The sequence below is a fragment of the Candidatus Rickettsia tasmaniensis genome (assembly GCF_036857515.1).
GTDB lineage: Bacteria > Pseudomonadota > Alphaproteobacteria > Rickettsiales > Rickettsiaceae > Rickettsia > Rickettsia rickettsii.
In genome coordinates this window covers 1-25707 of record NZ_JAQCNX010000016.1, presented here as the reverse complement: position 1 = coordinate 25707, position 25707 = coordinate 1, and the positions used below count along the sequence as shown (strand labels likewise).

Sequence of the window (25707 nt, the reverse complement as noted above, 5' to 3'; positions counted from 1 at the left end):
TCTCTTTTTAAAATAAACTACCTTATTTATCTTTTTGTTACAACTACTTGAAGTTTATTTAGATCTTGTAACAGTGGTTGAATTGCCGGTTGATTACAAAATGTTTCTACTGCAGTTAGCAATCTATCAAACTTCTGTAATTTTGCTAAAGTCGTAATACCTCCCTTTTGTGCAAGATTAATCTTCCCTTTATATTTTATTAATAAATTAATTGTTTCCTCTCTACGAGCAGCAGATGAATCTTGTAATGCACGCATATTTATCTCATCATATGGTATTAAAATATTAACTGCTTTTTGATTTGATAAAGATTTTATACGATCCAATAGGGTTAATACCTTTTTGTTGTTCTTCGTTTAATTTAAATGCAATTTAAACTGCAACATCTGTGCAATCTCTTGAATTATTTGTTCCTCTTCCAACAGGTATTGTTGGATCAAATTTATAAAATTTTTGCTTATTACCGTGAATATTTTGTTCTATTTCTATGGTGAAAGGTGGGATTAGGTTAGGAAATAGAGATGGCCCAAGAAATTTAACAAAGTTTTCTAATAGATTACTAAAAATGAAATTATTTGGATCAATTAAAGTGACTATATTATTTTCTTTTTTCAATAAACATGCAGTATGAATGCCAGCAGGAAAACCAGTAATATTATCTATTGGTATTTGCTGAGTACCTAGGTCTCTTTTAAAAAAATCTACTAATACTACGTTATTTGGAAAATTACCTGGTCCAACTCCAATAATAGAACTTGCAGGGCTTGTAAGCATTAATTCATGCAAGGCATAAGTAAATATATCTTGTTCAATTTGGGTTAATCCTGAGATTGAGTGAGGTAATATATGACTGTTCAAACTTACAGGATCTGAAGGATCAAATTTTATTGCAAAACGTGTAACATATAGATTTGAATATCTATTCTGCAGAATATGTTCTTGATATTCTTTAATAATAGGCTCTGTTCCTCCTACGGTTGCTGTTATCGGAGTATTAATTACTGCATTCATTGTTCTAGGAGTAATAGATGCAGATTCATATTGTGGCACTGGAGTAACCACTGTTCCATTAGTACCAGTAGAACCTGTAGCATGAGTTGGAAGCACTCCTCCTAAGCCTTGGTGATCTACGTAAAGTTTATACTCTCCATCACATTCTTTATTTCAATAATTTTATTATCTTCACTAATATACGCTGAAACTTTTTTAATTATCGGAGAATAAATAAGGTGGATTTTTTGTCCATTAATGGCGGTTAACTCCTTAATTAATGGATTTTCTTCAGAAGAAGATATATTATTAAGTGACGTATGTGGAATCGAATTTATCTTATTTAAAGTATCCAATATATTAAAAGAATTGTTTTCTATATATAATTCTAATGTGGCGTCTTTTCGTTCAATTTGAGATTCAAAATCTAATATATTTTGTTACTCTTTTAGGTACATAATTTATTTATCGTACCACTAATAGAGTAAAGTAAATTTTTTTGATAATTCTGTTGTCCGCACTACATCTCGGCTAGCTACTTCAGCTTTACCTCCTAGCTCCTTATATGTTCCGGCATTATTAAAGCCAACGCTCATCTGCATACCGGACATCCATCCGTGCTTGTATTACGTCCTGCAAACTCTCAACTACTAAATTATTTGTAGTACTTACTCCCCTTGATACCTACATACCAAATCTTATAGAGTCAAGATTTTGTAAATTTTTCTTTAAGCCTACCAGCGATGTGCTTACTACTAGCTTTCTTATATCGCCTGCTATCTGCATAGTCTGAGTACCTAGCTGGTATAAATTTAATGCCTGATCTAGAACATCAAGCCATTGCGTACCATTTTTATGTATTAAGTGATTGGCAAGCTTTGCCGTGTAGCTTAAATCTTCTTGCATGCCAATATGTATGCCAGCTTGCATTGTAGTAGATAGAGGATAATTATATAGAGGATTTAGCTGTCATTACCTATTATACCGACTTCGTCCTCTAAATAAGAAGCTATATGATATTTCAGGTCAACAGGCAGTAGATTAAGAATTGGACTTTCTTCCAAAGATTTGTCTACTAATTTAAAAATGGAGTATGATCTTTAAAAGGATTTTCAGTTTGATCAGAGCTATAAAAAAGCTTATAATTTTGTCCTATAAATAAATTTAATGCCTCTTTATCTATTGCTTTATATTGATCTGCAATCTCCTTTATTTCTTCTAGCGTATAATTATTAGATAAAATTTTAACAAATTCTTTATGAGGTAGATTAGCTATTTTTGCTAACGTATTTATATCTTGGAAACTCATTTTATCTTGATAATGATTTGTAAAAGTATATTGCTCATTTTCATAGATAAAATTAACTTTAGCATTTTGCCCCAAAGTTATAGGCATAGAAGGACATTCTTCGTCTAGTATTCTAAGAGCAATGCCTTGGATATATCTCTATTACAAGAGAATCATGGGTGTTAAACTCTGCAATTTTTATAGAAAAATCCTCGTCTACAATCAATTTAAAAGGTCTGTTATTAGCATTTATTTCTAAAGCTCTATTAGTTTTATATTAAAATTAACATGTGCATTATTTATGTCTATACTACCTAAGCCATTATAGTAATTCATAGTATCGGTGATACCTAAAAAATATTACTATTAGTATCTAAACTAAAAGAGTGAGTAATATTATTACCTACAGTAACGCCAAGCCAACTATCAAGACCCATGCTTGCTGCTCCCTTTGCATTTATATTTTTTGTTGTACCACTCATATTATGTCCTTATTTTTTTGTTAATTTAGTTGTATTTAATAATTTATTATTCTCTTCACTGCTATAATTACTGAGTTCTAGCAAAGCTTCGTGTATTTCTTTCTCAAGTAAATAGTAACCTAAGCTTTTGAGTATGTAGATTATTGTTTTTGCCTAGATTCTGCTGTTGTCAATACTTCCCATAACCAATAGTAGGTACAGAATATTTTTTTAGCAAGACATGGAGCGCAAATTAAAACAAAAGGAACATTCAAAGTTTTTACTAAATTTCAAAAAGCCTTGAAACCCTTATCGGAAGTGGTGGAGGCAAAGGGAATCGAACCCTTGACCCTCTGCGTGCAAAGCAGATGCTCTACCCCTGAGCTATGCCCCCGATTATTTATTGGCGAGGTTTTTGGAAGTGAAAATATTAAGATAAGCTTTTAACTAATCCCCAAGGTAATGGCTGACCATTGCTCCCTACGACTAAATCTCCGGAAGATTCATATTCGGCAGCTAGAAAAGACTTTTGAGCAACAATAAGCTTGACCGGTTTGATTTTCTGACCGTTATGAAAATATTCTTTAGCCTGTTCCCTAGAAGTTGGGTTATTTTTGGAAGCTGTTTTTGCTTTAGACATATACTATTAACTTTTTCTTAAACTTGTGAAGAATATAAAACTTTTTCCTAAACTTGTCAATAACTACTGTGTCGATAAATAGACATTGCCTAGAAAAAGTTGATAATTTGAAAAGTTTACGTCATTACGAGGAAAATTACAAAGTAATTGACGAAGCAATCTAGTAAAATGCGTAGCATTTTTATTATTTTTCTGGATTGCCACGCTCCTTACAGTCGCTCGCAATGACGATTTGGTATCCATGCAACAGGAGCCTACAGCCGCTTACAATGACGGTATCAACGATTTCTAGGCAATGCCTATAAATATGTTAAGATATCTCAAAACATCATTATTCTTCCTTTATTACTTCACTTTCACCGACGAATGCTATTTTAAATTCTACTATTTCTGATATCGTTTTTCCATCATATATACTAAACCCTACTCCTTTAAATTCTACTTTTGCGTTGATATCAGCACCATATGATACTAACAGCTTATATATTTCATCATCCTTAATATCTTTAGAAGTACATCGAACGTTTTTAGCAACCGCATGCAAAGGTATTCCTCCGGATTTTCTTTGATCCACCTCAGCCCCATTCTTAAGTAATAGTTTTGCTACATTAAAGTGCTTACCGCTTCATATAAAGGTGAGCCTAGCCAAGCTCCATCGTTCCCGTTTACTGCAGCGCCTTTTGATATTAGATATTCTGCTACTTTATAAGTTCCGTGACGTACGGCTGAATTTCAAGGAGTATCCTTCAAAATATCACTACACATATTAACATTTGCTTTTTTTTCTTCAACTAACCATTTAGCAACTTTTAGTGCATTATTTGTAGATACCGAAAATAGTTCAGTAGTAGATACTGCACGTAATTCATTTAAACTCCTTACTACGCCCACTTTATCAAGAAAAATAGACTATTTTAAAACATTTTCAAAGCTACATTGTTTTACATAATGTTCTATATCTTGCACTACTCTATTTGACTTTAGCAACAGAGTTAAATTACTATTTAATAGTTCTTTTATCATATTCTACTTATTTATACTTTGTATTTCTTAAAGGTGATAAAGATCTCATTGTCATTCCTGCAAAAGGCTTGCTTGGATACCCAAATCGTCATTGCGAGCAGCTGTAGGCTGCGTGGCAATCTTATGAAATAATAACAAACTCCTGAGATTGCTTCGTCCATTGCTATGCAATTTCCTCATAATGACGATTAGGAAGTCACACAGACAATACTGAGAACTCCTACTGATTAATCCTTGCCGTGCAGATTCTTTCAGTGATTTCTTTCAACTTTTCTACTCTATCGATTAAATAAGGCAGCTGTTCTTTTGTAATTTTATAGTTTTTATCATATCTTGCGTCAACATAAGCTTTTTGAAGTAACTCAAAACATTCTTTTTGCTCAGGGGTTGCTATAGGAAATACTTGCAATAGCTCACTATTATAATTTTCTGTCATACTCCCTAATTCTTCTATATCATGCAATTTAGGTTTGTAATTGGAAAAAACTAACAAGATGCTACTGTAAAAACTCTCCGTGGCTTGATGAAGATAAAAAGCACTTTTGTTTAATTCGCCTCTTTCAAATGGATATTTGCAATCAATCAAAAACCCGCATCCACTTCTAAACCATTCTTCATAGTAATCTTTAGCAATTTCTTTCATCTCGCTCCAAGGGAAATCTTTAGCTTCGCTAAGTGTAAATTCCTTGCTATCATATAAAAGAATGCCTTCTTTTTTTATATCCGTATAAAAATAACGTCCTTTTTCTAACTGCCTGTTACTTCATCTATTGATTCAAGAATTATTGATATTCGTGAGTCATATGGGATAATTTGCGGCTTTATTACTCTTGTCTTTTTTAATTTGGTATATATTGTATCTTTTAATCTTAAAGCAGTATATCCTTTATATTTACCTTTCTTCAGAATTATCAAAATATCGGTATCGCTACGGTAACCGTTAGGTAGATCACGCACCCAATCACCTCTGGCAAAAGAGCCATACAAGATAATCATAGCGATTTTATCTTGTACAATATCTAGAATTTACTGCACTATAAAATTAAGCCTAGCTTGGATTTTTAGAGAACGCTGAGGTAAAGTGGTTTTCATTATAATACCCTACAATTTTTAAAAAGGTTGTATTGTCTTAAGAATTAATGGCTCGTTTTATGTCATTCCCGCGAAGGCGGGAATCCAGAAAGTATAAAAATCTCAAAGAATTTTTACTTTTTCTAAAAATGTAAAGAAATTTTAAGAAATAGCTATAACCCTTTGATTTTTTCGAATTTTGCTGGATTCCCGCCTTCGCGGGAATGACATAGAGTAAAAATCGTAGGGTATTATAGGTTTTCATCTATTCATTTGCACCATGACAATATTTATATTTCTTGCCTGAACCACACGGGCATAGCTCATTACGAGATACCCTACCCCAACTAGTAGGATCGTCAGGGTTTCTATCTTTTGGGTCAATGCGTGATACGACTGGTTTAAGGTCAGTCTCAAGGCTACTTCCTGCGTTATATTTACTAAATGCCGGATCTTCCCGACTCTCACGCATATTTTTCTGAAGTTTTTTATACTCAAGCGAAACATCTTCTTTTTGAACATGTTTTAAGTCAATATGGAAATGGTATACGGTTTGAATAAATAATTCTTTTAAATTATTAAGCATCTGCTCGAATAAGTTAAATGCTTCTCTTTTATACTCACTAAGAGGGTCTTTTTGGGCATAAGCTCGAAGAGATATGCCTTGTCTTAAATGATCTAAGTTATATAAATGATCTTTCCAAACTTGATCAAGGGTAGTTAATAAAATATATTTCACGGCATTATGCATTAACTCGCTACTATAGACTTCTTCTTTTGACTTATATATATCATGAGCCATTTGTATAACGGTCTTCGTGATTTCTTCTTCCGTTACATCATTTTTACTTACTACATTATGATCAAATTTTATAGAAAAAACACGATGTAATTCTACGCTTAAATTCTCTATATCCCAATCTTCTCTATAAGAGCCTACCGGCATGAAAGTTAATACTATCTTTTTGGCAAGTTCCTCAGTAGTACTATTTAAGAAACCGTGACTATCTTTAGATTTAATAATTTCAGTACGTTGCTCGTATATTATCTTACGTTGGTCATTCATTACATCATCAAAACGTAATAAATTTTTACGCATTTCGTAGTTATGTCCTTCCACTTTTTGCTGCGCTTTCTCAAGTGAACGACTAATCATCGGATGGTGGATAGCCTCTCCGTCTTTCAATCCAAGTGTTCTAAGGACTCCTGATATACGATCTGATGCAAAAATACGCATTAAATCGTCATCAAGCGATAGGAAAAACTTAGTTTTACCAGGATCACCTTGTCTACCTGATCTTCCTCTTAGCTGATTATCTATCCTACGGCTTTCATGCCTTTCCGTACCTATCACAAATAAGCCGCCTGCTTCAATAACCTGCTTCTTTTCTTCGGCAATGTGAGCTTTTATTTCAGCTATTTTAGCTTCATAATTATGTTCTTTATCCAGCTGTTCTATTAACATTTCAGGATTACCGCCAAGCATAATATCAGTACCACGCCCTGCCATATTAGTTGCAATCGTTACTGCCTTAAACCTACCTGCTTGAGCAATAATAAAAGCTTCCTGCTCATGAAATTTGGCGTTTAATACTTTATGAGGGATTTTTTCTTTATTTAAAACGCTTGAAAGTTCTTCTGACTTTTCTATGCTTATCGTACCGACAAGTATAGGCTGTCCACGATCGTAACAATCCTTAATTAGCTTTAAGATAGCATCATATTTTTCTTTTTTACTGCCGTAAATTTCGTCATCAAGGTCAAGCCTTGTAACTTTATTATGGGTTGGGACTGCGACCACATCGAGATTATATATATCTTTTAGTTCCGGTGCTTCGGTCATAGCCGTACCGGTCATACCCGATAATTTAGGATAATTACGAAAATAATTTTGGAAAGTAATAGATGCTAAAGTTTGGTTCTCATTTTGAATTTTCACATTTTCTTTTGCTTCTAATGCTTGATGTAACCCTTCCGAATATCTACGCCCTTCCATTACACGACCGGTAAACTCATCAATAATCATTACTTTACCTTCACGCACCAAATAATCTACATTAACAGTAAACATATTATGAGCTCTTAAGGCTTGGTTAACATAATGTACTAAAGTTAAATTCTCAAAATCATATAAACTGGTATCCGGTTTTATAATATTTTCTTTACTTAAAAGTGATTCTATATGTGTAATGCCGGTTTCCGTTAAATTGATAGTTTTTAATTTTTCGTCTTTTTCAAAATCACTCGCATTAAGCAGACGTACTATTTTATCAATTTTACCGTATAATTCTGCATTATCATTAACCGGACCCGAAATAACGAGCGGAGTTCTTGCTTCATCTATCAAAATCGAATCAACCTCATCGATGATAGCAAAATTAAAAGGACGAAGTACCCGCTCCTGCAAGCTATACTTCATATTATCCCTTAAATAATCGAAACCGAGTTCATTATTTGTTGCATGAGTAATATCGGCATTATAGGCGGCTCGTTTTACCTCATCAGGCATACCGCCAACAATACATCCAATCGATAAACCTAAAAAATTGTAAATTTTACCCATGGAAGCAGAATCACGGCGTGCTAGATAATCATTTACGGTTACAACATGTACACCTTTTCCAGTTAAAGCATTTAAGTAAGCAGGAAGCGTTGCAACTAAGGTCTTACCCTCACCGGTACGCATTTCGGTAATCATGCCTCGATGTAATATCAGGCCACCTATAAGCTGAACGTCAAAATGACGCATACCGCAAACTCTTTTAGCTGCTTCCCTAACTACCGCAAACGCCTCATATACTATATCGTCTAAAGTAGCTCCGTTTTTAAGCTTTTCTTTAAACTCCACAGTTTTATTCTTCAACTCCTCATCTGATAATTTTTGTATAGCAGGTTCAAGCGAGTTAATTTTTGTAATTTCAGAAAATAGTTTTTTTACAGTACGATCATTTGCAGTACCGAAAAGTTTTTTTAAAATAGAAAGCATTAAAGTCCTTATGATATTTTTAGTATTTTAGTACTTGAATATTTGAATATAGGTATATTTTATAAAATTATCAAATGTTATAATTTTATTTAAATGAATAATTTTTTACTACAAATATTTGTAAATTATTATTAATAAATAAAATATTCTCAAATAGCTGTTGACGGTTATATATTATTTTTATATAATTCAAGCTTATATTTAATACAATTATGAGTCATAAATGAAAAAATTATCTGTTATATTTTTATCAGTTAGCATGCTTTCCGGTATTGCTTTTGCTGATAAAGACAAGGTAGTTGCTACCTATAAAGGCGGTGAAGTAAAAGAATCGCAAATTATGAAAGAATTTAAGCCTCAGCTTAATCTTCAATCAGGTGAAACAATCAAAAATTTTGATGATTTTCCACCACAAGATCAGGAAAAATTAATAAAAATTTATGTTAATAATCTTTTGTTAAAAGAAGAAGTTGCTAAGTCAAATATTACTTCTTCTAAAGAATTCCAAGAAAAACTTGAAAATGCAAAAAATCAATTAGCTCAACAAGAATTACTAGCAAACTACATAAAATCTAACATTACAGATAAGATGTTTGATGACGAATATAATAAATATGTCGGTAATCTTCAAGGTAAAGAACAAATAAAAGTTGCTCATATTTTAGTTAAATCTCAAAAAGAAGCTAATGATATAAAAACCAAATTAAGCAAAGGCGGAAACTTTACTAAGCTTGCAGAAGAGTTATCTCTTGATAAAACTTCAGCTTCAAACGGCGGCGTTATCGGTTACATTCTACTAAATCAACCTGGGCAGTTAGTACCGGAATTTGAAAAGAAAGCTTTTGCTTTAAAAGTAAATGAAGTTTCAACTCCTGTAAAAACCGATTTCGGTTGGCATATTATCAAAGTGCTTGAGAAAAAACCTGTGCCTATTCCAACAAAAGAAGAAGCAAAAGTAACTATTGATAATATATTAGCTGCAGAAGTACTAAAGAAATATATTGCTGATTTAGAAGCTAAAGCTGATTTAAAAATCATGTTACCTAAAACAGACAGCAAAGCCGGATCGTAATTTATATTTTGTCATTGCGAGAGCGGGCATTCCCCGTATACCAAGTCGTCATTACTAGAAAAAACTGTAAGTTTTGACGAAGCACTCAGGAGTTTGTTATTACTGCATGAGGTTGCCACGTCGCTTCGCTCCTCGTAATGACGGTTTGGGTATATCCACGCAACAATGCCTCCGCGGGAATGACATAGGGTTCACACAGTAACGCCTCTACCAAGAATAACATTATAACTACTCTCAATCACAGCAAATGCTACGCATACAGGATAATCATCAGCAAGAGAAAGGTGAATATTAAAAGGAGAGAGTTTGTTTGTATAGTTTGAGCTAACTTCTACTATAGGCTTACCTAAATCATTATTTAGTATAGTAATATCTTTAAAATTTATACCTTGACCTATACCGACTCCAAAGGCTTTACTAACAGCCTCTTTAGCAGCAAAACGCTTGGCTAAAAAAGCAGCATGGTTTATTTTTCCCAACAAAGCAAACTGTTTTAATTCCTTTGAAGTTAGAATTTTTTTAGCAAAAAGTTCTGGATATAAATGTAATATTTTTTCGATTCTAGGAATTTGTACTATATCAGTACCAACACCGATAAGCATTTACTTATCGGTTTCATAATCTTTGCCATTCTCATCAATAAAGATTTGATCATCTAAATCAGAATAATCTTCCCCGATGTAAACTTCAGGTAAATACTCAAATTTTTCTTCTACAGCTTCTGATTCATCTTGATTAACAAGCGGCTCTATAATAGTTCTTGTACGCAGACTATTTATTAAATCTTGTTCTAACTGAGCTACCGATACTTTTCCGGCAGCAATTCTACGTAATGAGATCACAGGAGGCTTATCACGCTTTTCTTTTTTGATTTGATTAGTTTCTACTTTATAATTTAATAATTTAGCATATCTTGTTGCTAGGACAACAAGCCGAAACCTATCCGGTATAATTTTATTACAATCTTCTGCTGTAATTCTTGCCATAATTTTTCTCCGTTAAAAATAGTATACTACAAATAAATAGGAAACGAGTATATGCAGATCAACTTCAAAAAGAGCAAGGAGTTCACAAGGCGAGGAACGCAGCGTATACTTAATACGTGAGGTACCGCAGCTCTTGTAGAACGACGTAGCCAATTTTTGAAGTTGATCGAGTATATTATACCCTTTTTATATCTGCACCGCAATTACTTAATTTTTTTTCTAAACCTTGGAAGCCACGATCTAAATGATATATTCGGTGTAATACGGTTTTGCTATTAGTACTAAGACCGGCGAGTATTAGTGATACCGAAGCTCTAAGATCACTTGCCATAACTTCTGCGCCTTTTAACATTTCTACACCTCGAACAACCGCCTTATTACCTCGTACTACTATATCTGCTCCCATTCTACACAATTCAGGGACATGCATGAAACGATTTTCAAAAATATTCTCGGTGATCATTGAAACACCGCTACTAAGCGTCATAAGGCTCATAAATTGAGCTTGCAAATCAGTAGCAAAGCCAGGATAGGGATTAGTTTCTAAATCAACTGAATTTAACTTCCCTTCATAAGTTACTTGAACTCCGTTATTGATCGGCACGACTTTTATACCCGTTTCGATAAGTTTTAAAGCTATATTTTCTACAATATGGTAATCAATCCCACAAATTTTTATATCACCTTTAGTAATAGCCGCCGCAAACATATAAGTACCAGCTTCAATACGATCAGAAAGTACTTTATAGCTCGCTTTATTTAAAGAATCCTTGCCTTTAATTGTTATTTCGCTAGTGCCGATACCTGCAATATCGGCTCCCATTGTGATAAGACAATTACATAAATCAACTATTTCCGGCTCTCGACCGCAATTAAAAAGCACGGTCTCCCCCTCTGCTAAAACAGCTGCAAGTGTTGCATTAATCGTAGCACCTACGGAAACTTTATCAAAAACAAAATGAGTACCTTTTAAGCGTCCTTTACTTGAAGCGTTAATATAACCGTCTTCTATTTCAATCGTAGCTCCCATAGCTTTTAATACAGCAATATGCAAATCTACTTGCCTTGCTCCAATAGCACAACCACCCGGAAGCGATACTTTTGCTTTACCGTATTTGGTAAGCAAAGGACCAAGCACCCAAATCGATGCTCTCATTTTACGGACTATTTCATAATCTGCAGTAAAGTTATTTATATTTTCGGTATTAATTATGAGCTCAAATTCATCTTGATGTTCTATTATTTCAATATCTGCCCCGTGACTTCGGAGCAAATCTTTCATAGTACTAACATCCGTTAACTTTGGAACATTAGTAATATGCAGTTTATCAGTAAGAATAGACGCTGCCATAATAGGTAACACGGCATTTTTAGCACCGCTAATATTAATACTACCTTTAAGAGGTGTACCACCGTGAATAATTAATTTGTGCATAAATTATTTTGATAAAATTGTAATGTCATTGCGAGGAGAAACTGATTAAATTGTCATCCCGCGACTTGATCGCGGGATCCAGCTAAAAATACTAATATTATTAGTATTTTTAGTTATTTTCTGGATACCGTGGTCAAGCCCACGGTATGATACCGATTATACTACACATCCAAATTCACGACATTCAACGCATTTGCTTGGATAAATAACCTACGAGGTTCAACAACGTCACCCATTAAAGTAGAGAAAATGCCTTCTGCTTCATCAATTTCTGCAACTCTTACCTGAAGCAAAGTTCTTTTTGTAGGGTCAAGAGTAGTCTCCCATAGCTGGTCGGAATTCATCTCACCAAGACCCTTAAAACGCTGAATATTTATACCTCTTTTTCCGCATTCTATAATGGTATTTAACAACTGACTCGGTGTTAAAATATCGAATTCCTGACTTTTCACTATAAGCTTTAATTGCTTACTAAATATATCAAAGATCGTTAAAGCAAGCTTTGATATTTGTACAAACTCAAATGATTCTAACTGCTCTTTCAATAATATTTTACCTTCTTTTAAACCCCTACTAAAGCGGAAGAACTCTATTTTATTTTCATGTTTTAAAACTTCCCAATTAGTCTTATCAGGCGAATCTTCTAAGCTATTTAAAACATCTAACGCTTTTTTAAGCCTTAAATCACTTTCAGGCTCAAATATTTTGTTATTAAGTAAGTCATTAATCGCAAGAATTTCGGTAATTGAGCGATTAAATTTTTTGCTAGCATGGTCAAGCAAGCCGTTAAACTTAACTACTTTATTAATTAGCTCTTCTAAATTATCACCCACTAACTGCTCTTTACCGTCTAGAATTAAGGTTGCATCATTAATAGTTGATTTGATCAAATAATCTTGCAGCGCTTGCTCATTCTTTAAATAAAGCTCGGCTGCTCCTTTCTTTACTTTATAAAGCGGTGGCTGAGCTATATATAGATAGCCTTTATTTATTAGCTCAGGCATATGACGATAGAAAAACGTGAGTAATAAAGTTCTAATGTGCGAGCCGTCAACATCAGCATCGGTCATAATAATAACTTTATGGTATCTAAGCTTTTCTAAGGAAAATTCTTGTTCAACATTAATTCCAAGAGCTGTAATTAACGTACCGATTTGGTCCGAACCGAGCATTTTATCAAATCTTGCACGTTCAACGTTCAAAATTTTACCACGCAAAGGCAATATAGCCTGAATTTTACTATCCCTACCCTGCTTTGCAGTACCGCCCGCAGAGTCCCCCTCAACAATAAACAATTCTGAAATAGCAGGATCTTTTGCATGGCAATCTGCAAGTTTACCTGGTAAATTCGAAACTTCTAAAGCTGATTTTCTTCGAGTGAGTTCCCTTGCTTTTCTAGCAGCTTCACGAGCATTCGCAGCTTCCATAATCTTAGCTATAATTGCCTTAGCTTCTGCTGGATGCTCTTCAAACCACTCAAGAACCTTTGTATAAACGGCATTCTCAACAACCGGTCGTACTTCGGAGCTTACTAGCTTATCTTTTGTTTGAGAAGAAAATTTAGGATCAGGCACTTTAACGGAAAGCACACAACATAGCCCTTCCCTAGTATCTTCACCGCTAAAGTCATTTTTAGCTTTTTTATTAAGACCCGTAGTATCAAGATACGAGGTAATAACACGTGTTATCGCTGATTTGAAAGCACTAAGATGAGTTCCGCCATCACGCTGCCTAATATTATTAGTAAAGCATAAAATATTTTCATGATAAGAATCGTTCCAATGCATTGCAAGCTCAAGGCTTATACCGGACTCAGCATTCTCCGTATTAACTACTATACATGGATGGATAGCGTGCTTCGCTCTGTCTATATATTTTACATAAGCTTCTATACCACCCGTATAATAAAACTCTACTTCTTTAACTTCTTCAAAGCGATTATCGACGAGTAAAATCTTTACGCCTGAATTTAAAAAAGCAAGCTCACGAAGACGATGCTCTATAGTGCCAGAATCAAATTCTATATTAGTAAACGTTTCTACAGACGGGAAAAAAGTAACTTCCGTACCTTTTTTATCAATATTTTCTTTGACAACCGCAAGCGGAGCTTCCGTTGTACCGTTATTAAATCTAATCAAATATTCCTTATTATTACGCCAAATACGCAGCTCAAGCCATTCAGAAAGAGCATTTACAACCGATACACCGACACCGTGTAGACCGCCTGCAACCTTATAAGCGTTCTGGTCAAACTTACCGCCGGCGTGAAGTTGCGTCATAATAACTTCAGCTGCCGATATTCCTTCTTCTTCATGAATTTCAACGGGTATACCTCGCCCGTTATCGGATACGGTTACTGAACCGTTTTTATTTAATGTTACTCGTACTAGATCGCAATAACCGGCAAGCGACTCGTCGATAGCGTTGTCGACTACTTCATAAATCATATGATGTAGACCCGACCCGTCTCCAACATCCCCGATATACATTCCCGGTCTTTTTCTTACGGCTTCAAGACCTTTTAAAACCTTTATGGAATCAGCACCGTATGATGATTCGTTAAATTTTTCTTCAATTTCCGACATATTATATATATGGCTCTATTACTTGTTGCTAGAAACAATAAAAATAACTATAACGTAACTTATTAAAATAGTAAAGTTTCTTGATTTAAAATTAGCGAGATAACAATGAATATATTAAAGTTAAAAAATATTTTCGACGTAATTAATGATTATGACGTGTTTTTATTCGATCTTTGGGGGGTAATAATTGAAGGGGGGCGTACCTATCCGGGCGTCGTACAAAATATCAATAAGATTATTGAACGAAAAAAAGTATATTTTGTCACTAATGCTCCACGCAATATTTTTTCACTGCATCAAACAATTAAATCGTGGGGATTAAATGCAGAACCGGAAATGATCATTAGCTCAGGCGAAATAGCAGTAGAAATGATACTAGAAAGTAAAGAGCGGTTCGGTATAGAAAAACCAGTGATATATCATTTAGGACATTTAGAAAATGATATAATAAACAGAATTCAATGTCCTATCACTGATGATATTAACAAAGCTAATATTTTCTTAATGACTATTTACAGAGACGAAAACGAAAATTTAGATTTAAACGAATTCGATGAATTATTTAAAATTGTTGTACAACGTAAAATGGTCAATATTTGTGCTAATCCTGACCTTGGAATAAATCAGCACGGTGTTTATAGATATTGTAGCGGCTATTATGCCGAAAAAATAAAGCAGCTTGGCGGAAAAGTAATTTATAGCGGTAAGCCATATGAAGAAATATATAGCAAAATTTTAAAAGAATGTCATAATACCCCTAAGAATCGCATGTTAATGATTGGGGACACTGTTTACACCGATATACTTGCAGCAAATCGCCTTGGTATAGACTCTGCCCTAGTGTTAACCGGAAATTCTAGAGAATATCATATTGATTTTGATAATATTGATGAAAAACTAGATAGTTTAATGAAAGCTGCTGTTAAGCAATCGATTACACCTAGTTTTGTTGTTGATTTATCTTGAATAGCTTTGCCGTCATTGCGAACGACTAAAGGTATTGTCGCATGGCTAGTTTATGTCATTCCCGCTTCCGCGGGAATGACATAGAAAGGTGGAAATGACATCAAAAGAACTCTATTGATATTTTACTCATAATCTGCTATAGAGTAAAACTTAAGCGGTCGTGGCGAAATTGGTAGACGCGCAGCATTGAGGGTGCTGTTCTGTAAAAAGATTGGAAGTTCAAGTCTTCTTGACCGCACCATTAGCCAGTTTTTCACAAAGTCAAATTTTTGTCTGTTTCGACACTTCAGATTTTATATTTACTCCTAAGTTCTTCTTGTTAGCAAATGTTTGTGCTAATTGTATACTCCTGATAAATGAAAAGGAGTTAAAATAAAAACTATTGCTTATTTGTACTCTGTGATTTATATTGATTAGCAAATTGTATACAATACTGTGCCAAGCCTAGCTAACCAGCTTTAAATAATTATAATAAGTCTATAATAAACTATTAGGTCAATAGGCTATGCCTAATTTCAATATATTTAAAAGCATCTTACCAGATCATCACGATCAATTTGCTGAAATTTTTGATCAAATTAACGATCTGATCGAAGATCACAATTATGATGCTGCTGCAAGCAGGCTAGCCAAGCTTCATTATGCCGATTTAGCAGATTTCTTAGATAATCTTAACAATAAAACATATAAAATAATTATTCCTTTATTACAGGATGAAATTAAGCCTGAAACGTTAGTATCATTAAATGCTTATAGTAAACCTTTAATAATAGAAACTTTAGGCATAAAAAAATCTGCAGAATTAATCAATAAGCTAGTTATAGAAGATGCTATTGAAGTAGTAATCGATCTAGACGATGATATAAAAGACCTTATCCTAAGTAATCTCACTAAAGAAAAAAAACACCAAATTACCGTAGGTTGTACATATCCCGAAAATACGGTAGGTAGGGTAATTGAGCGAGATTTTATTAATCTTCAAGAAGGATGGACGGTCGAGGAATCATTAAATTTTATCAAGAACGTAAAGAATGACTTTTATGCGGCAATCGTTACGGATAATAAATTACGCCCTATCGGTATTATTTCTCTTAGCACGCTAATTAAAGGCAAAAAAAATGAATTGATAAAAGATTTGATGAGCAAAGATTTTAAGCTTGCAGATGCTTTTACCGACTTAAATGAACTAAGCTTCATTTTTAGACAATATGCTTTAACTATTGTACCGGTAGTAAATAAAAGCGGTAAGTTAGTAGGTAGCGTATCAATCGATAATATAATTTATATTATCGAAGAACAAGCCGGCAAAGATATATTATCATTAAGCGGGGTACACACTCAAGATACTTTCTTCAATGTATTTTATACCGTTAAACATCGTTTTCCTTGGCTCTTTGTTAATCTAATCACTGCCTGCATGACCTCACTTATCATTAACCATTTTAACGATACTATTGCAAAACTTGTAACGCTTGCAGCCACTATGCCTATTGTAGCTTCAATGGGCGGAAATGCCGGAACACAAGCCATGACCGTTACGGTTAGAGCCCTTGCTAATAAAGATATTCATTATAATAATGTCAATAAAGTTATATTAAAAGAAATAGCCGTATCGGCTTTTAACGGTTTTGTACTTGCAATTATCGGAGCAGGACTTAGCTTTGTGATGTTGCTTGACTTAAATCTTAGCGTTATTTTTGCTATTGCAGTTATTTTAAATTTTTTAGTAGCCGGATTATTCGGCTCTGCTATTCCTATAATACTGCATTATTTTGATATAGACCCCGCTACAGGCTCCGGTGTATTTCTAACAACCATAACCGATGCTCTAGGTTTCCTAACTTTCTTAAGCCTTGCTCATATTTTTTTAGTGTAAAATTTGGTGTTTATTCAAATAAAAATACATACACATTGCAGCAAACAGTAGCTATAGCTCCAAGACATTTACATATACCACAACTTGTATCCTGATTTTCAAAGTCGGTAATATTATTCTCATAAGATATATTATTATCTCTTTGTATATTCTGATTATTATTAATATTTGACTCTTTGAACAATAAATTTGCAACAGTTAGTATTAACTCACCCTGTGATGCAGTTAGATTAGTATTATTTAAGGAGCTAGCTTGTGCGTACTCTTGTACTTCTAAACTATTACGGTTTGACATAGTTATATTTTGACTTTAGGATTAATATTTAAAATAATATAACAATAATCTTTAGGTTCTGTGAAGGAAAATTAAATTATTTATATTTTCAGATATTTTTTAGCGAAAATTAATAAGATTTTTGTAGTAATAGTTGTTCCTATTTCAAAAAAATCTTATGATTTACAGCAAGAAATAGCAAAAATAGATTAATTTAATTTTCCTTCACAGAACCTAATCTGCAGCTATTTATTACTGCCATTTTTGGCATTTCCTCGAAACGGTTGATATCGTCATGAGCTAAGCGACTGCAAAGAGCGTGGCAATGACGTAAACTTTTCAAATTATCAACTTTTTCTAGGCAATGCCTAATTTTTTAATTAATAGCCCACAAATTATAATGCAATAAGAATAACTTTTATGGAAGATATAAGCTCTTGGAAAGAAAAGTTTGCAATTTGTGTTTATAGTAAAAAATTACTTGATAAACTCGAATATTTAAATACTAAAGTAGCAAATCCTATAGATATCCTCGAAATCAACAAAGGTATCTACTATGCACGTAACACGGTTCTCAAATGCGTCAATCAGGCGATCCTTATTATTCGCACCCGATTGAGGTAACAATTATGCTTGCTGAATTTGTAGCTGAAGAAGCACCTAAGCTTTATAACATTATTATGCTACAAGCCGCTTTACTTCATGATACTATTGAAGACACTGAATTAACTGAAGAAACAATTACCGAAATTTTTGGACCGGAAGTAGCAAAACACGTAGAAGGTCTAACTAGAATTAAATCTTACGGGAAGATAAGTAGCGGAGAAAGCCTAAACTTATTAATTGAAGAGAAAAGATACAATACGGCATTAATAAAATTATTTGACCGAATTCATAATGTGCAAACTTTGGGAGTTAAATCACCTGAGAAAGCTAGAAAAATTATTGAAGAGACTTTAATAAATTTTCTTTTGGTCGCTGCTAATATAAATTATAAACTAGAACGAGAATTTGCTGAGTTATGCCTAAAAGTTTTTAATATTGAACTTGAAAGACACAAAGCTTTTTCTAATAATAACTCTCTGCTTCCTCCTCTAACTTTATAAAATGATTTACTCCAAATGTATAACCAATTAGAATTGGAATAATCAAGAATAATAATCCCCAGTGATTAAAATAATCTATCAAGTAAATTGTTCTAAAAGAAGAAACTGCAAACATTAAAGCTTGTGATACAGCAAATATAAAACTGCCGCATGTAAAACGTTTTAATACTGGGAATCTTGCATAAAACACTGCACCTGCCGGAAAAGTAGTAGGGGCAAATACTACAATAAATAATTGGAATAAAAGTAATGCTATAGTATTTGAAATATTATTTAGTAAGATAGGAGACATAAGGGCTACAATAGAAAATATTATTAATCTTACTTTAAGGACTTTTAAAGGATGTATTTTACAAACCAAATAAGTAACAATTATTGTACTTATTAAGTCTGTACCACAAACAATAAAATTTTTGATGAATTACTTGAGCAGCACTGTAATTAAATGAGTTTTTAGCATATTACCGCAATAAATATAAACAATATAAAACCATAACGGGGCTCCACAATGTATAAAAAAGAAAGCTATTGCTGTTGGTTTATTAATTTTTTCACTCCAAATAGGGCTTGATTTTAGCCGATTACTATCTATCCCCGCTTGTGCTACAGTTTTCTTTATTCGTCTTTTTGCATCAATGACATCTGGAGTCTCCCTAAGATTTGTCCTTACAACAGCACCAACTATAGCAATAGCTGCTCCAAACCAAAATGCAATACGCCAATCAAGTCCAAAAGAAGTAACAAGTGTTCCTACCGCCAATGCTACGGTTGCACCTAAAATTACAAAAACAACAAGCGAAGCCACCACCCAATAACGTTAAGGAATTTTTGTCATTTCGGTTAGATAAAGCTCGGCACCTACTACCTCCCCTATAAAGGACATCCCCTGAGCGATACGACACGCAGTTACTACAAAAGTCGCCGTAATACCAATTTATGGCATCAGTTTTTATAATTAGCCATTATAAGACAACAAAGCGACATTAAAAAAGTTGTAATAATGACCGTTGCCTTACGACCTATAGTATCTCCTATCCAACCGAATATTAAAGCACCGATAGGTCTAAGGTCTAAATACATATGTTGCACAATATGCAATGGCAGAATATAGAGAAGCCGCTCGTGCATCGGCTTCAGGAAAAAATAGCTCGTTAAGTAGTACCGCCATGTGTACATAGGAGCATGAGATCAAAATATTCAAGAAACGTACCTATCGATAGTAGCCCTATTGCTTCTTTTTGATTACGGGCTAAACTTTTTTGCTCTTTTGCGTAACTTCACATACTTTTTTTACAGATTAGTTAAAATTAATAAAGAACTATACTGTTTTATATAAAAATAAAAGTCAATTTAACAAAATTAGATTTTATAGCATTGCTAACTCAAGACAGGTGTCGTAATGAGCTGAGCGACTGAAAGGAGCGTATCAATCCAAAAAAATAATAATAAATTCTAGTTTACAGAGTTTTTAACTAGATTGCTTAGTCAATATACTTTGTAATTTCCTTGCAATGGCGTTAATTTATTAAATAATCTATCTTTATTTAGCAATGCCAATAAATTTCTAATTTAATACTTGCAATTTATCTTATAATTACTTATATTCAGGTTCGCTTAGATTAAAAAGCACTAAGGCGTTTTATATGTAATTAATTTTGATCCCCTTAAACTTTTTACATTAAAACGCCGTTATTTTATTTAAGCGGGCGTAGCTCAGGGGTAGAGCGCTACCTTGCCAAGGTCGAAGTCGAGGGTTCGAATCCCTTCACCCGCTCCAGTAATTTTTTCATTCTATGTCATTCCCGCGTAAGCGGGAATGACATAGAGTATGTTTTTCAAGCTAAGCAACAACGCCCTTTTGCAAATGACATCAGTAAGTTTATCATAAATTCAATCTTCCAAACCATATTTTTTCTTAATATCTTCATAGTGCAATTACTTCTTCTCCTTTTTCTATATGAGACAAAGCAATTAATAAATCTGCTTTTTCTTCTATATATATAATTTTCTATTGCTTTACGTATAATATCTAGTTCATTAGAAATTCTAGTAGTTATAACTGTCATAAAAATAGCCATTTATCGGTTTTGTGATAACTTATATTAGTATAAAATACATTTAATATTATTACTTTACCCTTGCATTAAAGCTATTAGGTAGCTATTTTTATTTTATGGGACTTAGTGCATAACCTATCTTATAAAGAGAAATTTTAAGGAAACACGGCACGCAGCACTGCAGCGTACAAAAAGGTACGTGAGATGCGAGTACCGGATTGATGTATACCGCAGATACTTCAAAAGTTGGAAGCCAAATAAGTGGTGAGCCTGCGGAGCGTAGAAAACTTACGTGAGCAAAGGCGAAGCCCAAAATTTGACGTACCAAATCTTGAAGTATCAAAGGTATACAAATTTCTTTTAGAAAGAGGTTATACAGGAAGACTATTGCAACAATTAGGAAATTACATATGTCAGCAAATACGCAAGATAATCAGGCAAATAATAACGACACTATAGAAATACAGGAAACTGAGGTAGTGCCTGTAGAAACAAATTCTTTACAATCGGGGTTAACAAGCTTAATACCGATGGTTTTAATTTTTGCTGTATTTTACTTCTTATTATTACGTCCACAAGAAACACGACGCAAAGAAAGAGAGAAATTAGTAAGTGAAGTTAAAAAAGGCGAAGAAGTTCTAACAAATAGCGGCATTTACGGTATTGTGACTAAAGTAAGTGAAAATGACAATACTATTGAAATCGAAATAGCTAAAGATGTACGTATTAAAGCTTTAAAAAGTGCTATTATCGATATAACTAGTCGTACAAAAGAAGTAGTAGTAAAAAAAGAAAACAACAAAAAAGATAAGAAGGTAAGCGGTGCAAAATCTTCCTAAGTGGAAAATTTTTCTTTCAATTATATGTACGGTTTTTGCGGTTATTTGTGCCTTACCTAATTTCATGCAGGTAAACTCTAAGTTTCTGCCTCATGATTCAGTAAATCTAGGACTTGACCTTAGAGGAGGAGCCCATTTATTACTCGATGTTGATTTTGACACCTACTTAAATGATTCAATGGAAAATCTTGCCGACACTTTACGCAAAAATTTTCGTGAGGATAAAATCTGCTATAAAAATCTGTTAGTTAGACAAAATAGCATTCAATTAGAAGTAAGATCGCCTGAGAAATTAAAGCTGTTAAAGAAAATAATTAATAAAATCGATCCAGAAATTATCGCTGAAGTAAATGAAAATAAAATAAAGCTTAGCTACAGTAAATCTAGATTAAATGACTTACTTAATAAGGTAGTAGACCAATCTATTGAGATCGTTCGCATGAGAGTTGATAGTACCGGCACTAAAGAGCCGATCCTACAGAAACAAGGCGATAAGCATATATTACTGCAAGTTCCCGGTGAAGAAAATCCCTCTTACCTGAAGAATATATTAGGGAAAACTGCAAAGCTAACTTTTCATTTAGTTGATGAAAATGCCAATATCGAAGAAGCGGTAAAAGGACATGTTCCAGTAGGTTCAATGCTAGTTAAGGGAGATAGCGAAAGTCATGGGGAGTATTATGTCGTTATAAAGAAAAAAGTTGTTTTGGGTGGGGATCAGCTTACAACCGCTTCAGCTTCTTTTGACCAAAATTCGCAAGCGGTAGTTGCTTTTTCTTTCAACAATTTAGGTAGTAAAATATTTGGTGAAATAACCAAAAATAATACCGGTAAACGCCTTGCTATAGTTTTAGACAATAAATTACTAAGTGCTCCAACGATAAACGGAGCAATTATGGGCGGAAGCGGTATAATAACAGGAAATTTTACCGTTGAGTCGGCAAATGAGCTTGCACTATTATTGCGAGCCGGTTCGCTTCCTGCCCCACTTAAAATTATTGAAGAGAGAAGTATAGGTCCAAATTTGGGTGCTGATTCTATAGAGTCGGGCAAAAAGGCAGGACTTATAGGATTTATAGCAGTGTGTATATTTATGGTTTGGTCTTACGGTGTGCTTGGTTTATTTGCCAATATAGCCTTAAGCCTTGCATTGTTATATATTTTAGCTTTACTTTCACTTTTCCAAGCTACTTTAACTCTGCCGGGAATTGCAGGAATAATACTCACTATGGGTATGGCTGTTGATGCTAATGTATTGATTTACGAAAGAATTAAAGAGGAACTGCATAAAGGAGTTTCTAATCTTTATGCTATTAGAACCGGTTTTGAATCTGCGTTTGCCACTATCCTTGATGCTAACCTAACTACTTTAATCGTTGCTTTTTTACTTTATATATTTGGAGTAGGGGCAATAAAAGGTTTTGCCGTTGCATTAACGATCGGGATTATATCTTCAATGTTTTCAGCAATTATCATCACTAAATTGTTAATAGATATTTGGGTAAAATATTTTAAACCTAAAAAATTAGGGCTTGTGTAAAAGAGTAGACTTTGTTGTATGGTCTTTTTATGTCATTCCCACGAAAGCGGGAATCCAGTAACCTTTAATGTCATCCCGCAACTTGATTGTGGGATCTCCAGGACACGGCCTGTGATACAAGATACCGTAGTCAAGCCACGGTATAACATTTTCACTTTTCTCTGGATTCCTGCTTTCGCAGGAATGACATAAGAGCCATACAGCAGGACCAGCTAGGATGACAACGCAAAAATGGATAATATCTTATGAAAATACAGTCAAATGTTATAAAAATAATTATCGTAATTAGCTTATTAATAGGAGTAGGAGCATTATATTTGTTGTTATCTTTAAGAACGCCTGAAAAACCGCTTGCCGGTCAAGTTAATATCTATGAAGATAACGTAAAAATCGGCGGTGATTTTGAACTAATAGACCAAAATGGAGAGATATTTAATAGTGATAAGTTGAAAGGCAACTTAAGCCTCATTTACTTTGGATTTACTAGTTGTCCTGATATATGCCCAACCTCTCTAAATAAAATGACGGAGATTGTAGAAATTTTAAATAAACATAAAATAGATATTCTACCTGTTTTTATCACTATTGACCCAAAACGTGATACTCCTATAGCACTTAAAGAATATCTAAAACATTTTCATCCAAAATTTATAGGTCTTACCGGTAACGAGCAGCAAATAAAAGATGTAACTGATAAATTCAAGGTTTTCTATGCTCGTGTGCATGGTGATGATGACAACCCAAACTATATGCTTGATCATTCATCTTTTACATATTTAATCGATGCAAACGGAAAATATCTGAAACATTTCTATTTAGATTCTTCGCCTAAGAAAATTATGGAATTTTTAAGAAATGAATAATTATATATCGGTAGCGTATTTATTTACCTTTTTAACCTTAGCGATATTGTTAATTGTAAGTTTTTTAAATTACAAGTCATTGAAAAATAAACAGAACTTTAATGCAAAAGAGAGTAAGAAATAGATTAATAACAATAATTATTTGTTTCTGCTCAGCATGTTTAGGCATTAGTATAATACTTTACAATTTAGAGAAAAATATAGTATTTTTTTTGCCGCCGTCAAAAATTAATGAAATAGAACAAGGCAAAGAGTTAAGAGTCGGTGGACTTATTAAAATAGACTCAATAAATAAAATTGCTGATGATAAGATAAGTTTTGTTATTACCGATAATATTAAGGATTTAGAGATATTATATCAAGGAGCCCTTCCGGCTCTATTTCGTAAAGAACAAGGAATTATTGCCATCGGGCAATTATCGAACGGAAAATTTATAGCAAGACAATTACTTGCAAAGCATGATGAGAATTACAGACCTCCGAAATAACAACGTCATTGCGAAGAGCGAAGCGACGTGGCAATCTAGTAAAATAGGCCTGAGATTGCTTAGTCGAATTACGTTGTAATTCTCCTCGCAATGACGAAAAATAACTAAACCAACCAAATAAATAAAAACATGTTTATAGATAAAATCAACGCAAAAGCAAATAATTACGAAATAAACGTAATTATCGAAATTCCGATGAATAGCGGTCCAATCAAATACGAATTTGACAAAGAATCAGGAGCAGTTTTTGTTGATCGCTTTATGCAAAATACCATGAGCTATCCATGCAATTACGGTTTTATTCCTCATACTCTTTCAAATGACGGTGATCCGGTAGACGTACTTGTCGTAGCTCATCATCCAGTAGTGCCTGGGTCGGTTATAAAATGCCGAGCAATCGGCGTATTGATGATGGAAGACGAATCAGGGCTTGATGAGAAAATAATCGCAGTACCGACTTCTAAGCTCGATATTACTTTCGATCATATTAAAGAGCTAGATGATTTATGTGATATGCTCAAGAAACGTATCGTGCATTTCTTTGAGCATTATAAAGATTTAGAAAAAGGTAAATGGGTTAAAGTTACTGGATGGGAAAATAAATCAAAAGCAGACGCTTTAATCAATGAAGGAATAGATAGAGGGTCAGCTAGGGATAAGAATTCATGACGTTGCTTGCATGGTGCTTGATGTCATTCCCGCGGAGGTGGGAATCCAGAAAAAGTAGCCTTAATCCCGATCTCAACAATTACACATTAATTAACAAAATAAACCTATAAAAACAAGTTTTTATAGGTTTTACTGGATTCCCGCCTCCGCGGGGATGACATCAGAAAAATAAGATAAAAAACAAACAGTGACCGACTTCTTGCATAACGTAGCTAATAAAGAGGAATTTGAAGGAAACACGGAACGCAGTACTACAGCGTACACTTTAGTACGTGAGGATGCGAGTACCGGATTGATACACAAATTACCTTTAGAAGCAAGTTATGCAAGAAGTCGATTATTTCGTTCAGGAGTCGCAGTAGCTTTTTTCACATTAATTTCTCGCATATTTGGCTTAGCGCGTGAACAGTTTATCGCATCATTATTCGGCTCTACGCCTATGGGTGATAGCATTAATGTTGCTTTTAAACTACCGAATCTATTTAGAAGAAT

27 protein-coding genes, 3 tRNA genes and 5 pseudogenes are annotated in these 25707 nt (G+C 33.7%); 13 read left to right on the top strand and 22 right to left on the bottom strand.

Going from position 1 to position 25707, the window contains the following annotated elements:
• Positions 1–26: 26 nt before the first annotated feature.
• The 13 genes and pseudogenes from O6R16_RS04330 to secA form a co-directional block, all read right to left on the bottom strand.
• Positions 27–326, bottom strand: a complete 300-nt coding sequence (locus tag O6R16_RS04330; protein ID WP_499680161.1) for a hypothetical protein — start codon at positions 324–326, stop codon at positions 27–29.
• A 46-nt stretch (positions 327–372) separates the two neighbouring features.
• Positions 373–1107: a hypothetical protein gene (locus tag O6R16_RS04325; RefSeq protein ID WP_499680160.1), complete on the bottom strand. Its 735-nt coding sequence runs from the start codon at positions 1105–1107 to the stop codon at positions 373–375.
• 359 nt (positions 1108–1466) lie between these two features.
• The gene (locus O6R16_RS04320) at positions 1467–1592 is read right to left on the bottom strand and encodes a hypothetical protein (RefSeq protein ID WP_499680159.1); all 126 of its coding nucleotides are present in this window, start codon (positions 1590–1592) and stop codon (positions 1467–1469) included.
• An 82-nt stretch (positions 1593–1674) separates the two neighbouring features.
• A complete protein-coding gene (locus tag O6R16_RS04315; RefSeq protein WP_499680158.1) occupies positions 1675–1896 on the bottom strand; it encodes a hypothetical protein in 222 nt (73 codons plus the stop codon).
• 169 nt (positions 1897–2065) lie between these two features.
• Positions 2066–2614 (bottom strand): annotated as a pseudogene (locus O6R16_RS04310) (hypothetical protein).
• A gap of 14 nt (positions 2615–2628) precedes the next feature.
• Complete coding sequence (locus O6R16_RS04305) at positions 2629–2760, bottom strand: hypothetical protein (RefSeq protein ID WP_499680157.1); 132 nt, start codon at positions 2758–2760, stop codon at positions 2629–2631.
• A gap of 298 nt (positions 2761–3058) precedes the next feature.
• A tRNA-Ala gene (locus O6R16_RS04300) sits at positions 3059–3133 on the bottom strand.
• 36 nt (positions 3134–3169) lie between these two features.
• On the bottom strand, positions 3170–3379 hold the full coding sequence (locus O6R16_RS04295) for a hypothetical protein (protein ID WP_499680156.1): 210 nt from the start codon (positions 3377–3379) through the stop codon (positions 3170–3172).
• A 331-nt stretch (positions 3380–3710) separates the two neighbouring features.
• Positions 3711–3953 carry a hypothetical protein gene (locus O6R16_RS04290; RefSeq protein ID WP_499680155.1) on the bottom strand — a complete coding sequence of 81 codons (243 nt, stop codon included), beginning with the start codon at positions 3951–3953 and terminating at the stop codon, positions 3711–3713.
• A gap of 158 nt (positions 3954–4111) precedes the next feature.
• On the bottom strand, positions 4112–4270 hold the full coding sequence (locus O6R16_RS04285; protein WP_499680154.1) for an ankyrin repeat domain-containing protein: 159 nt from the start codon (positions 4268–4270) through the stop codon (positions 4112–4114).
• Between the two features lie 352 nt (positions 4271–4622).
• A complete protein-coding gene (locus O6R16_RS04280) occupies positions 4623–5045 on the bottom strand; it encodes a HEPN domain-containing protein (protein WP_499680153.1) in 423 nt (140 codons plus the stop codon).
• Positions 5046–5149: 104 nt separating this feature from the next.
• Positions 5150–5398, bottom strand: coding sequence for a nucleotidyltransferase domain-containing protein (locus tag O6R16_RS04275; RefSeq protein WP_499680152.1), 249 nt, complete (start codon positions 5396–5398; stop codon positions 5150–5152).
• A 340-nt stretch (positions 5399–5738) separates the two neighbouring features.
• Positions 5739–8459 (bottom strand): preprotein translocase subunit SecA, encoded by a 2721-nt coding sequence (secA, locus tag O6R16_RS04270; protein WP_499680151.1) that lies wholly within the window; start codon positions 8457–8459, stop codon positions 5739–5741.
• A 223-nt stretch (positions 8460–8682) separates the two neighbouring features.
• On the opposite strand from secA, the gene O6R16_RS04265 reads away from it, so the two are divergent.
• The gene (locus O6R16_RS04265) at positions 8683–9531 is read left to right on the top strand and encodes a foldase protein PrsA (protein ID WP_499680150.1); all 849 of its coding nucleotides are present in this window, start codon (positions 8683–8685) and stop codon (positions 9529–9531) included.
• A gap of 191 nt (positions 9532–9722) precedes the next feature.
• On the opposite strand, the gene acpS is transcribed toward O6R16_RS04265, so the two are convergent.
• The 4 genes from acpS to gyrB form a co-directional block, all read right to left on the bottom strand.
• Complete coding sequence (gene acpS / locus O6R16_RS04260; RefSeq protein ID WP_499680149.1) at positions 9723–10133, bottom strand: holo-ACP synthase; 411 nt, start codon at positions 10131–10133, stop codon at positions 9723–9725.
• Positions 10134–10517, bottom strand: a complete 384-nt coding sequence (gene rpoZ / locus O6R16_RS04255) for a DNA-directed RNA polymerase subunit omega (RefSeq protein WP_499680148.1) — start codon at positions 10515–10517, stop codon at positions 10134–10136. It lies immediately after the preceding gene.
• 175 nt (positions 10518–10692) lie between these two features.
• Positions 10693–11952: a UDP-N-acetylglucosamine 1-carboxyvinyltransferase gene (gene murA, locus O6R16_RS04250; RefSeq protein WP_499680147.1), complete on the bottom strand. Its 1260-nt coding sequence runs from the start codon at positions 11950–11952 to the stop codon at positions 10693–10695.
• A 161-nt stretch (positions 11953–12113) separates the two neighbouring features.
• Positions 12114–14537 (bottom strand): DNA topoisomerase (ATP-hydrolyzing) subunit B, encoded by a 2424-nt coding sequence (gene gyrB, locus O6R16_RS04245; protein ID WP_499680146.1) that lies wholly within the window; start codon positions 14535–14537, stop codon positions 12114–12116.
• 105 nt (positions 14538–14642) lie between these two features.
• Here gyrB and O6R16_RS04240 point away from each other — a divergent pair, with 105 nt between their 5' ends.
• The 3 genes from O6R16_RS04240 to mgtE all read left to right on the top strand — a co-directional run bounded on the left by O6R16_RS04240 (position 14643) and on the right by mgtE (position 17379).
• On the top strand, positions 14643–15503 hold the full coding sequence (locus tag O6R16_RS04240) for a TIGR01459 family HAD-type hydrolase (protein WP_017442382.1): 861 nt from the start codon (positions 14643–14645) through the stop codon (positions 15501–15503).
• Positions 15504–15657: 154 nt separating this feature from the next.
• Positions 15658–15744: transfer RNA gene (locus O6R16_RS04235), tRNA-Leu, on the top strand.
• 264 nt (positions 15745–16008) lie between these two features.
• Entirely contained in the window at positions 16009–17379 is a 1371-nt protein-coding gene (mgtE, locus tag O6R16_RS04230) for a magnesium transporter (protein WP_014408821.1), read from the top strand.
• A 10-nt stretch (positions 17380–17389) separates the two neighbouring features.
• Here mgtE and O6R16_RS04225 read toward each other — a convergent pair whose 3' ends face one another.
• Positions 17390–17674: a hypothetical protein gene (locus tag O6R16_RS04225; RefSeq protein ID WP_014409382.1), complete on the bottom strand. Its 285-nt coding sequence runs from the start codon at positions 17672–17674 to the stop codon at positions 17390–17392.
• 399 nt (positions 17675–18073) lie between these two features.
• Here O6R16_RS04225 and O6R16_RS04220 point away from each other — a divergent pair.
• Positions 18074–18759: pseudogene (locus O6R16_RS04220) on the top strand (HD domain-containing protein).
• On the opposite strand, the gene O6R16_RS04215 reads toward O6R16_RS04220, so the two are convergent.
• From O6R16_RS04215 to O6R16_RS04205, 3 genes are all read right to left on the bottom strand, one after another.
• Positions 18722–19063 carry a proline/betaine transporter gene (locus O6R16_RS04215; protein WP_499680162.1) on the bottom strand — a complete coding sequence of 114 codons (342 nt, stop codon included), beginning with the start codon at positions 19061–19063 and terminating at the stop codon, positions 18722–18724. The pseudogene O6R16_RS04220 and the gene O6R16_RS04215 overlap by 38 nt on opposite strands.
• Positions 19064–19180: 117 nt before the next feature.
• A complete protein-coding gene (locus O6R16_RS04210; protein WP_499680145.1) occupies positions 19181–19564 on the bottom strand; it encodes a proline/betaine transporter in 384 nt (127 codons plus the stop codon).
• A gap of 137 nt (positions 19565–19701) precedes the next feature.
• Entirely contained in the window at positions 19702–19839 is a 138-nt protein-coding gene (locus O6R16_RS04205) for an MFS transporter (protein ID WP_499680144.1), read from the bottom strand.
• A gap of 622 nt (positions 19840–20461) precedes the next feature.
• Between O6R16_RS04205 and O6R16_RS04200 the strand changes: the two genes are divergently transcribed.
• Positions 20462–20536 (top strand) — tRNA-Gly (locus O6R16_RS04200).
• Positions 20537–20649: 113 nt separating this feature from the next.
• Here the strand turns inward: O6R16_RS04200 and O6R16_RS04195 are convergent.
• A pseudogene (locus O6R16_RS04195) lies at positions 20650–20837 on the bottom strand (antitoxin of toxin-antitoxin stability system).
• Between the two features lie 84 nt (positions 20838–20921).
• Between O6R16_RS04195 and O6R16_RS04190 the strand changes: the two are divergent.
• The 7 genes and pseudogenes from O6R16_RS04190 to O6R16_RS04160 form a co-directional block, all read left to right on the top strand.
• Positions 20922–21206 (top strand): annotated as a pseudogene (locus O6R16_RS04190) (palindromic element RPE1 domain-containing protein); the annotation flags it as partial.
• 20 nt (positions 21207–21226) lie between these two features.
• Entirely contained in the window at positions 21227–21655 is a 429-nt protein-coding gene (gene yajC / locus O6R16_RS04185; protein WP_499680143.1) for a preprotein translocase subunit YajC, read from the top strand.
• A complete protein-coding gene (gene secD / locus O6R16_RS04180; RefSeq protein ID WP_499680142.1) occupies positions 21639–23195 on the top strand; it encodes a protein translocase subunit SecD in 1557 nt (518 codons plus the stop codon). The genes yajC and secD overlap by 17 nt, the downstream gene beginning before the upstream one ends.
• A 245-nt stretch (positions 23196–23440) precedes the next feature.
• Entirely contained in the window at positions 23441–24058 is a 618-nt protein-coding gene (locus O6R16_RS04175) for an SCO family protein (protein WP_499680141.1), read from the top strand.
• A gap of 101 nt (positions 24059–24159) precedes the next feature.
• Positions 24160–24546, top strand: a complete 387-nt coding sequence (gene ccmE / locus O6R16_RS04170; RefSeq protein ID WP_499680140.1) for a cytochrome c maturation protein CcmE — start codon at positions 24160–24162, stop codon at positions 24544–24546.
• A 129-nt stretch (positions 24547–24675) separates the two neighbouring features.
• Positions 24676–25215, top strand: coding sequence for an inorganic diphosphatase (gene ppa, locus O6R16_RS04165; protein ID WP_499680139.1), 540 nt, complete (start codon positions 24676–24678; stop codon positions 25213–25215).
• 196 nt (positions 25216–25411) lie between these two features.
• Positions 25412–25707: pseudogene (locus O6R16_RS04160) on the top strand (palindromic element RPE1 domain-containing protein); the annotation flags it as partial.

Bases quoted from the DNA above. Each gene is read 5' to 3' on its own strand.
- O6R16_RS04320 (WP_499680159.1), bottom strand. From the start codon at position 1,592: ATGCAGATGAGCGTTGGCTTTAATAATGCCGGAACATATAAGGAGCTA.
- O6R16_RS04315 (WP_499680158.1), bottom strand. From the start codon at position 1,896: ATGCAAGAAGATTTAAGCTACACGGCAAAGCTTGCCAATCACTTAATA.
- O6R16_RS04305 (WP_499680157.1), bottom strand. From the start codon at position 2,760: ATGAGTGGTACAACAAAAAATATAAATGCAAAGGGAGCAGCAAGCATG.
- O6R16_RS04295 (WP_499680156.1), bottom strand. From the start codon at position 3,379: ATGTCTAAAGCAAAAACAGCTTCCAAAAATAACCCAACTTCTAGGGAA.
- O6R16_RS04280 (WP_499680153.1), bottom strand. From the start codon at position 5,045: ATGAAAGAAATTGCTAAAGATTACTATGAAGAATGGTTTAGAAGTGGA.
- O6R16_RS04275 (WP_499680152.1), bottom strand. From the start codon at position 5,398: ATGATTATCTTGTATGGCTCTTTTGCCAGAGGTGATTGGGTGCGTGAT.
- secA (WP_499680151.1), bottom strand. From the start codon at position 8,459: ATGCTTTCTATTTTAAAAAAACTTTTCGGTACTGCAAATGATCGTACT.
- O6R16_RS04265 (WP_499680150.1), top strand. From the start codon at position 8,683: ATGAAAAAATTATCTGTTATATTTTTATCAGTTAGCATGCTTTCCGGT.
- acpS (WP_499680149.1), bottom strand. From the start codon at position 10,133: ATGCTTATCGGTGTTGGTACTGATATAGTACAAATTCCTAGAATCGAA.
- rpoZ (WP_499680148.1), bottom strand. From the start codon at position 10,517: ATGGCAAGAATTACAGCAGAAGATTGTAATAAAATTATACCGGATAGG.
- murA (WP_499680147.1), bottom strand. From the start codon at position 11,952: ATGCACAAATTAATTATTCACGGTGGTACACCTCTTAAAGGTAGTATT.
- gyrB (WP_499680146.1), bottom strand. From the start codon at position 14,537: ATGTCGGAAATTGAAGAAAAATTTAACGAATCATCATACGGTGCTGAT.
- O6R16_RS04240 (WP_017442382.1), top strand. From the start codon at position 14,643: ATGAATATATTAAAGTTAAAAAATATTTTCGACGTAATTAATGATTAT.
- mgtE (WP_014408821.1), top strand. From the start codon at position 16,009: ATGCCTAATTTCAATATATTTAAAAGCATCTTACCAGATCATCACGAT.
- O6R16_RS04225 (WP_014409382.1), bottom strand. From the start codon at position 17,674: ATGTCAAACCGTAATAGTTTAGAAGTACAAGAGTACGCACAAGCTAGC.
- O6R16_RS04205 (WP_499680144.1), bottom strand. From the start codon at position 19,839: ATGTATTTAGACCTTAGACCTATCGGTGCTTTAATATTCGGTTGGATA.
- yajC (WP_499680143.1), top strand. From the start codon at position 21,227: ATGTCAGCAAATACGCAAGATAATCAGGCAAATAATAACGACACTATA.
- O6R16_RS04175 (WP_499680141.1), top strand. From the start codon at position 23,441: ATGAAAATACAGTCAAATGTTATAAAAATAATTATCGTAATTAGCTTA.
- ccmE (WP_499680140.1), top strand. From the start codon at position 24,160: ATGCAAAAGAGAGTAAGAAATAGATTAATAACAATAATTATTTGTTTC.
- ppa (WP_499680139.1), top strand. From the start codon at position 24,676: ATGTTTATAGATAAAATCAACGCAAAAGCAAATAATTACGAAATAAAC.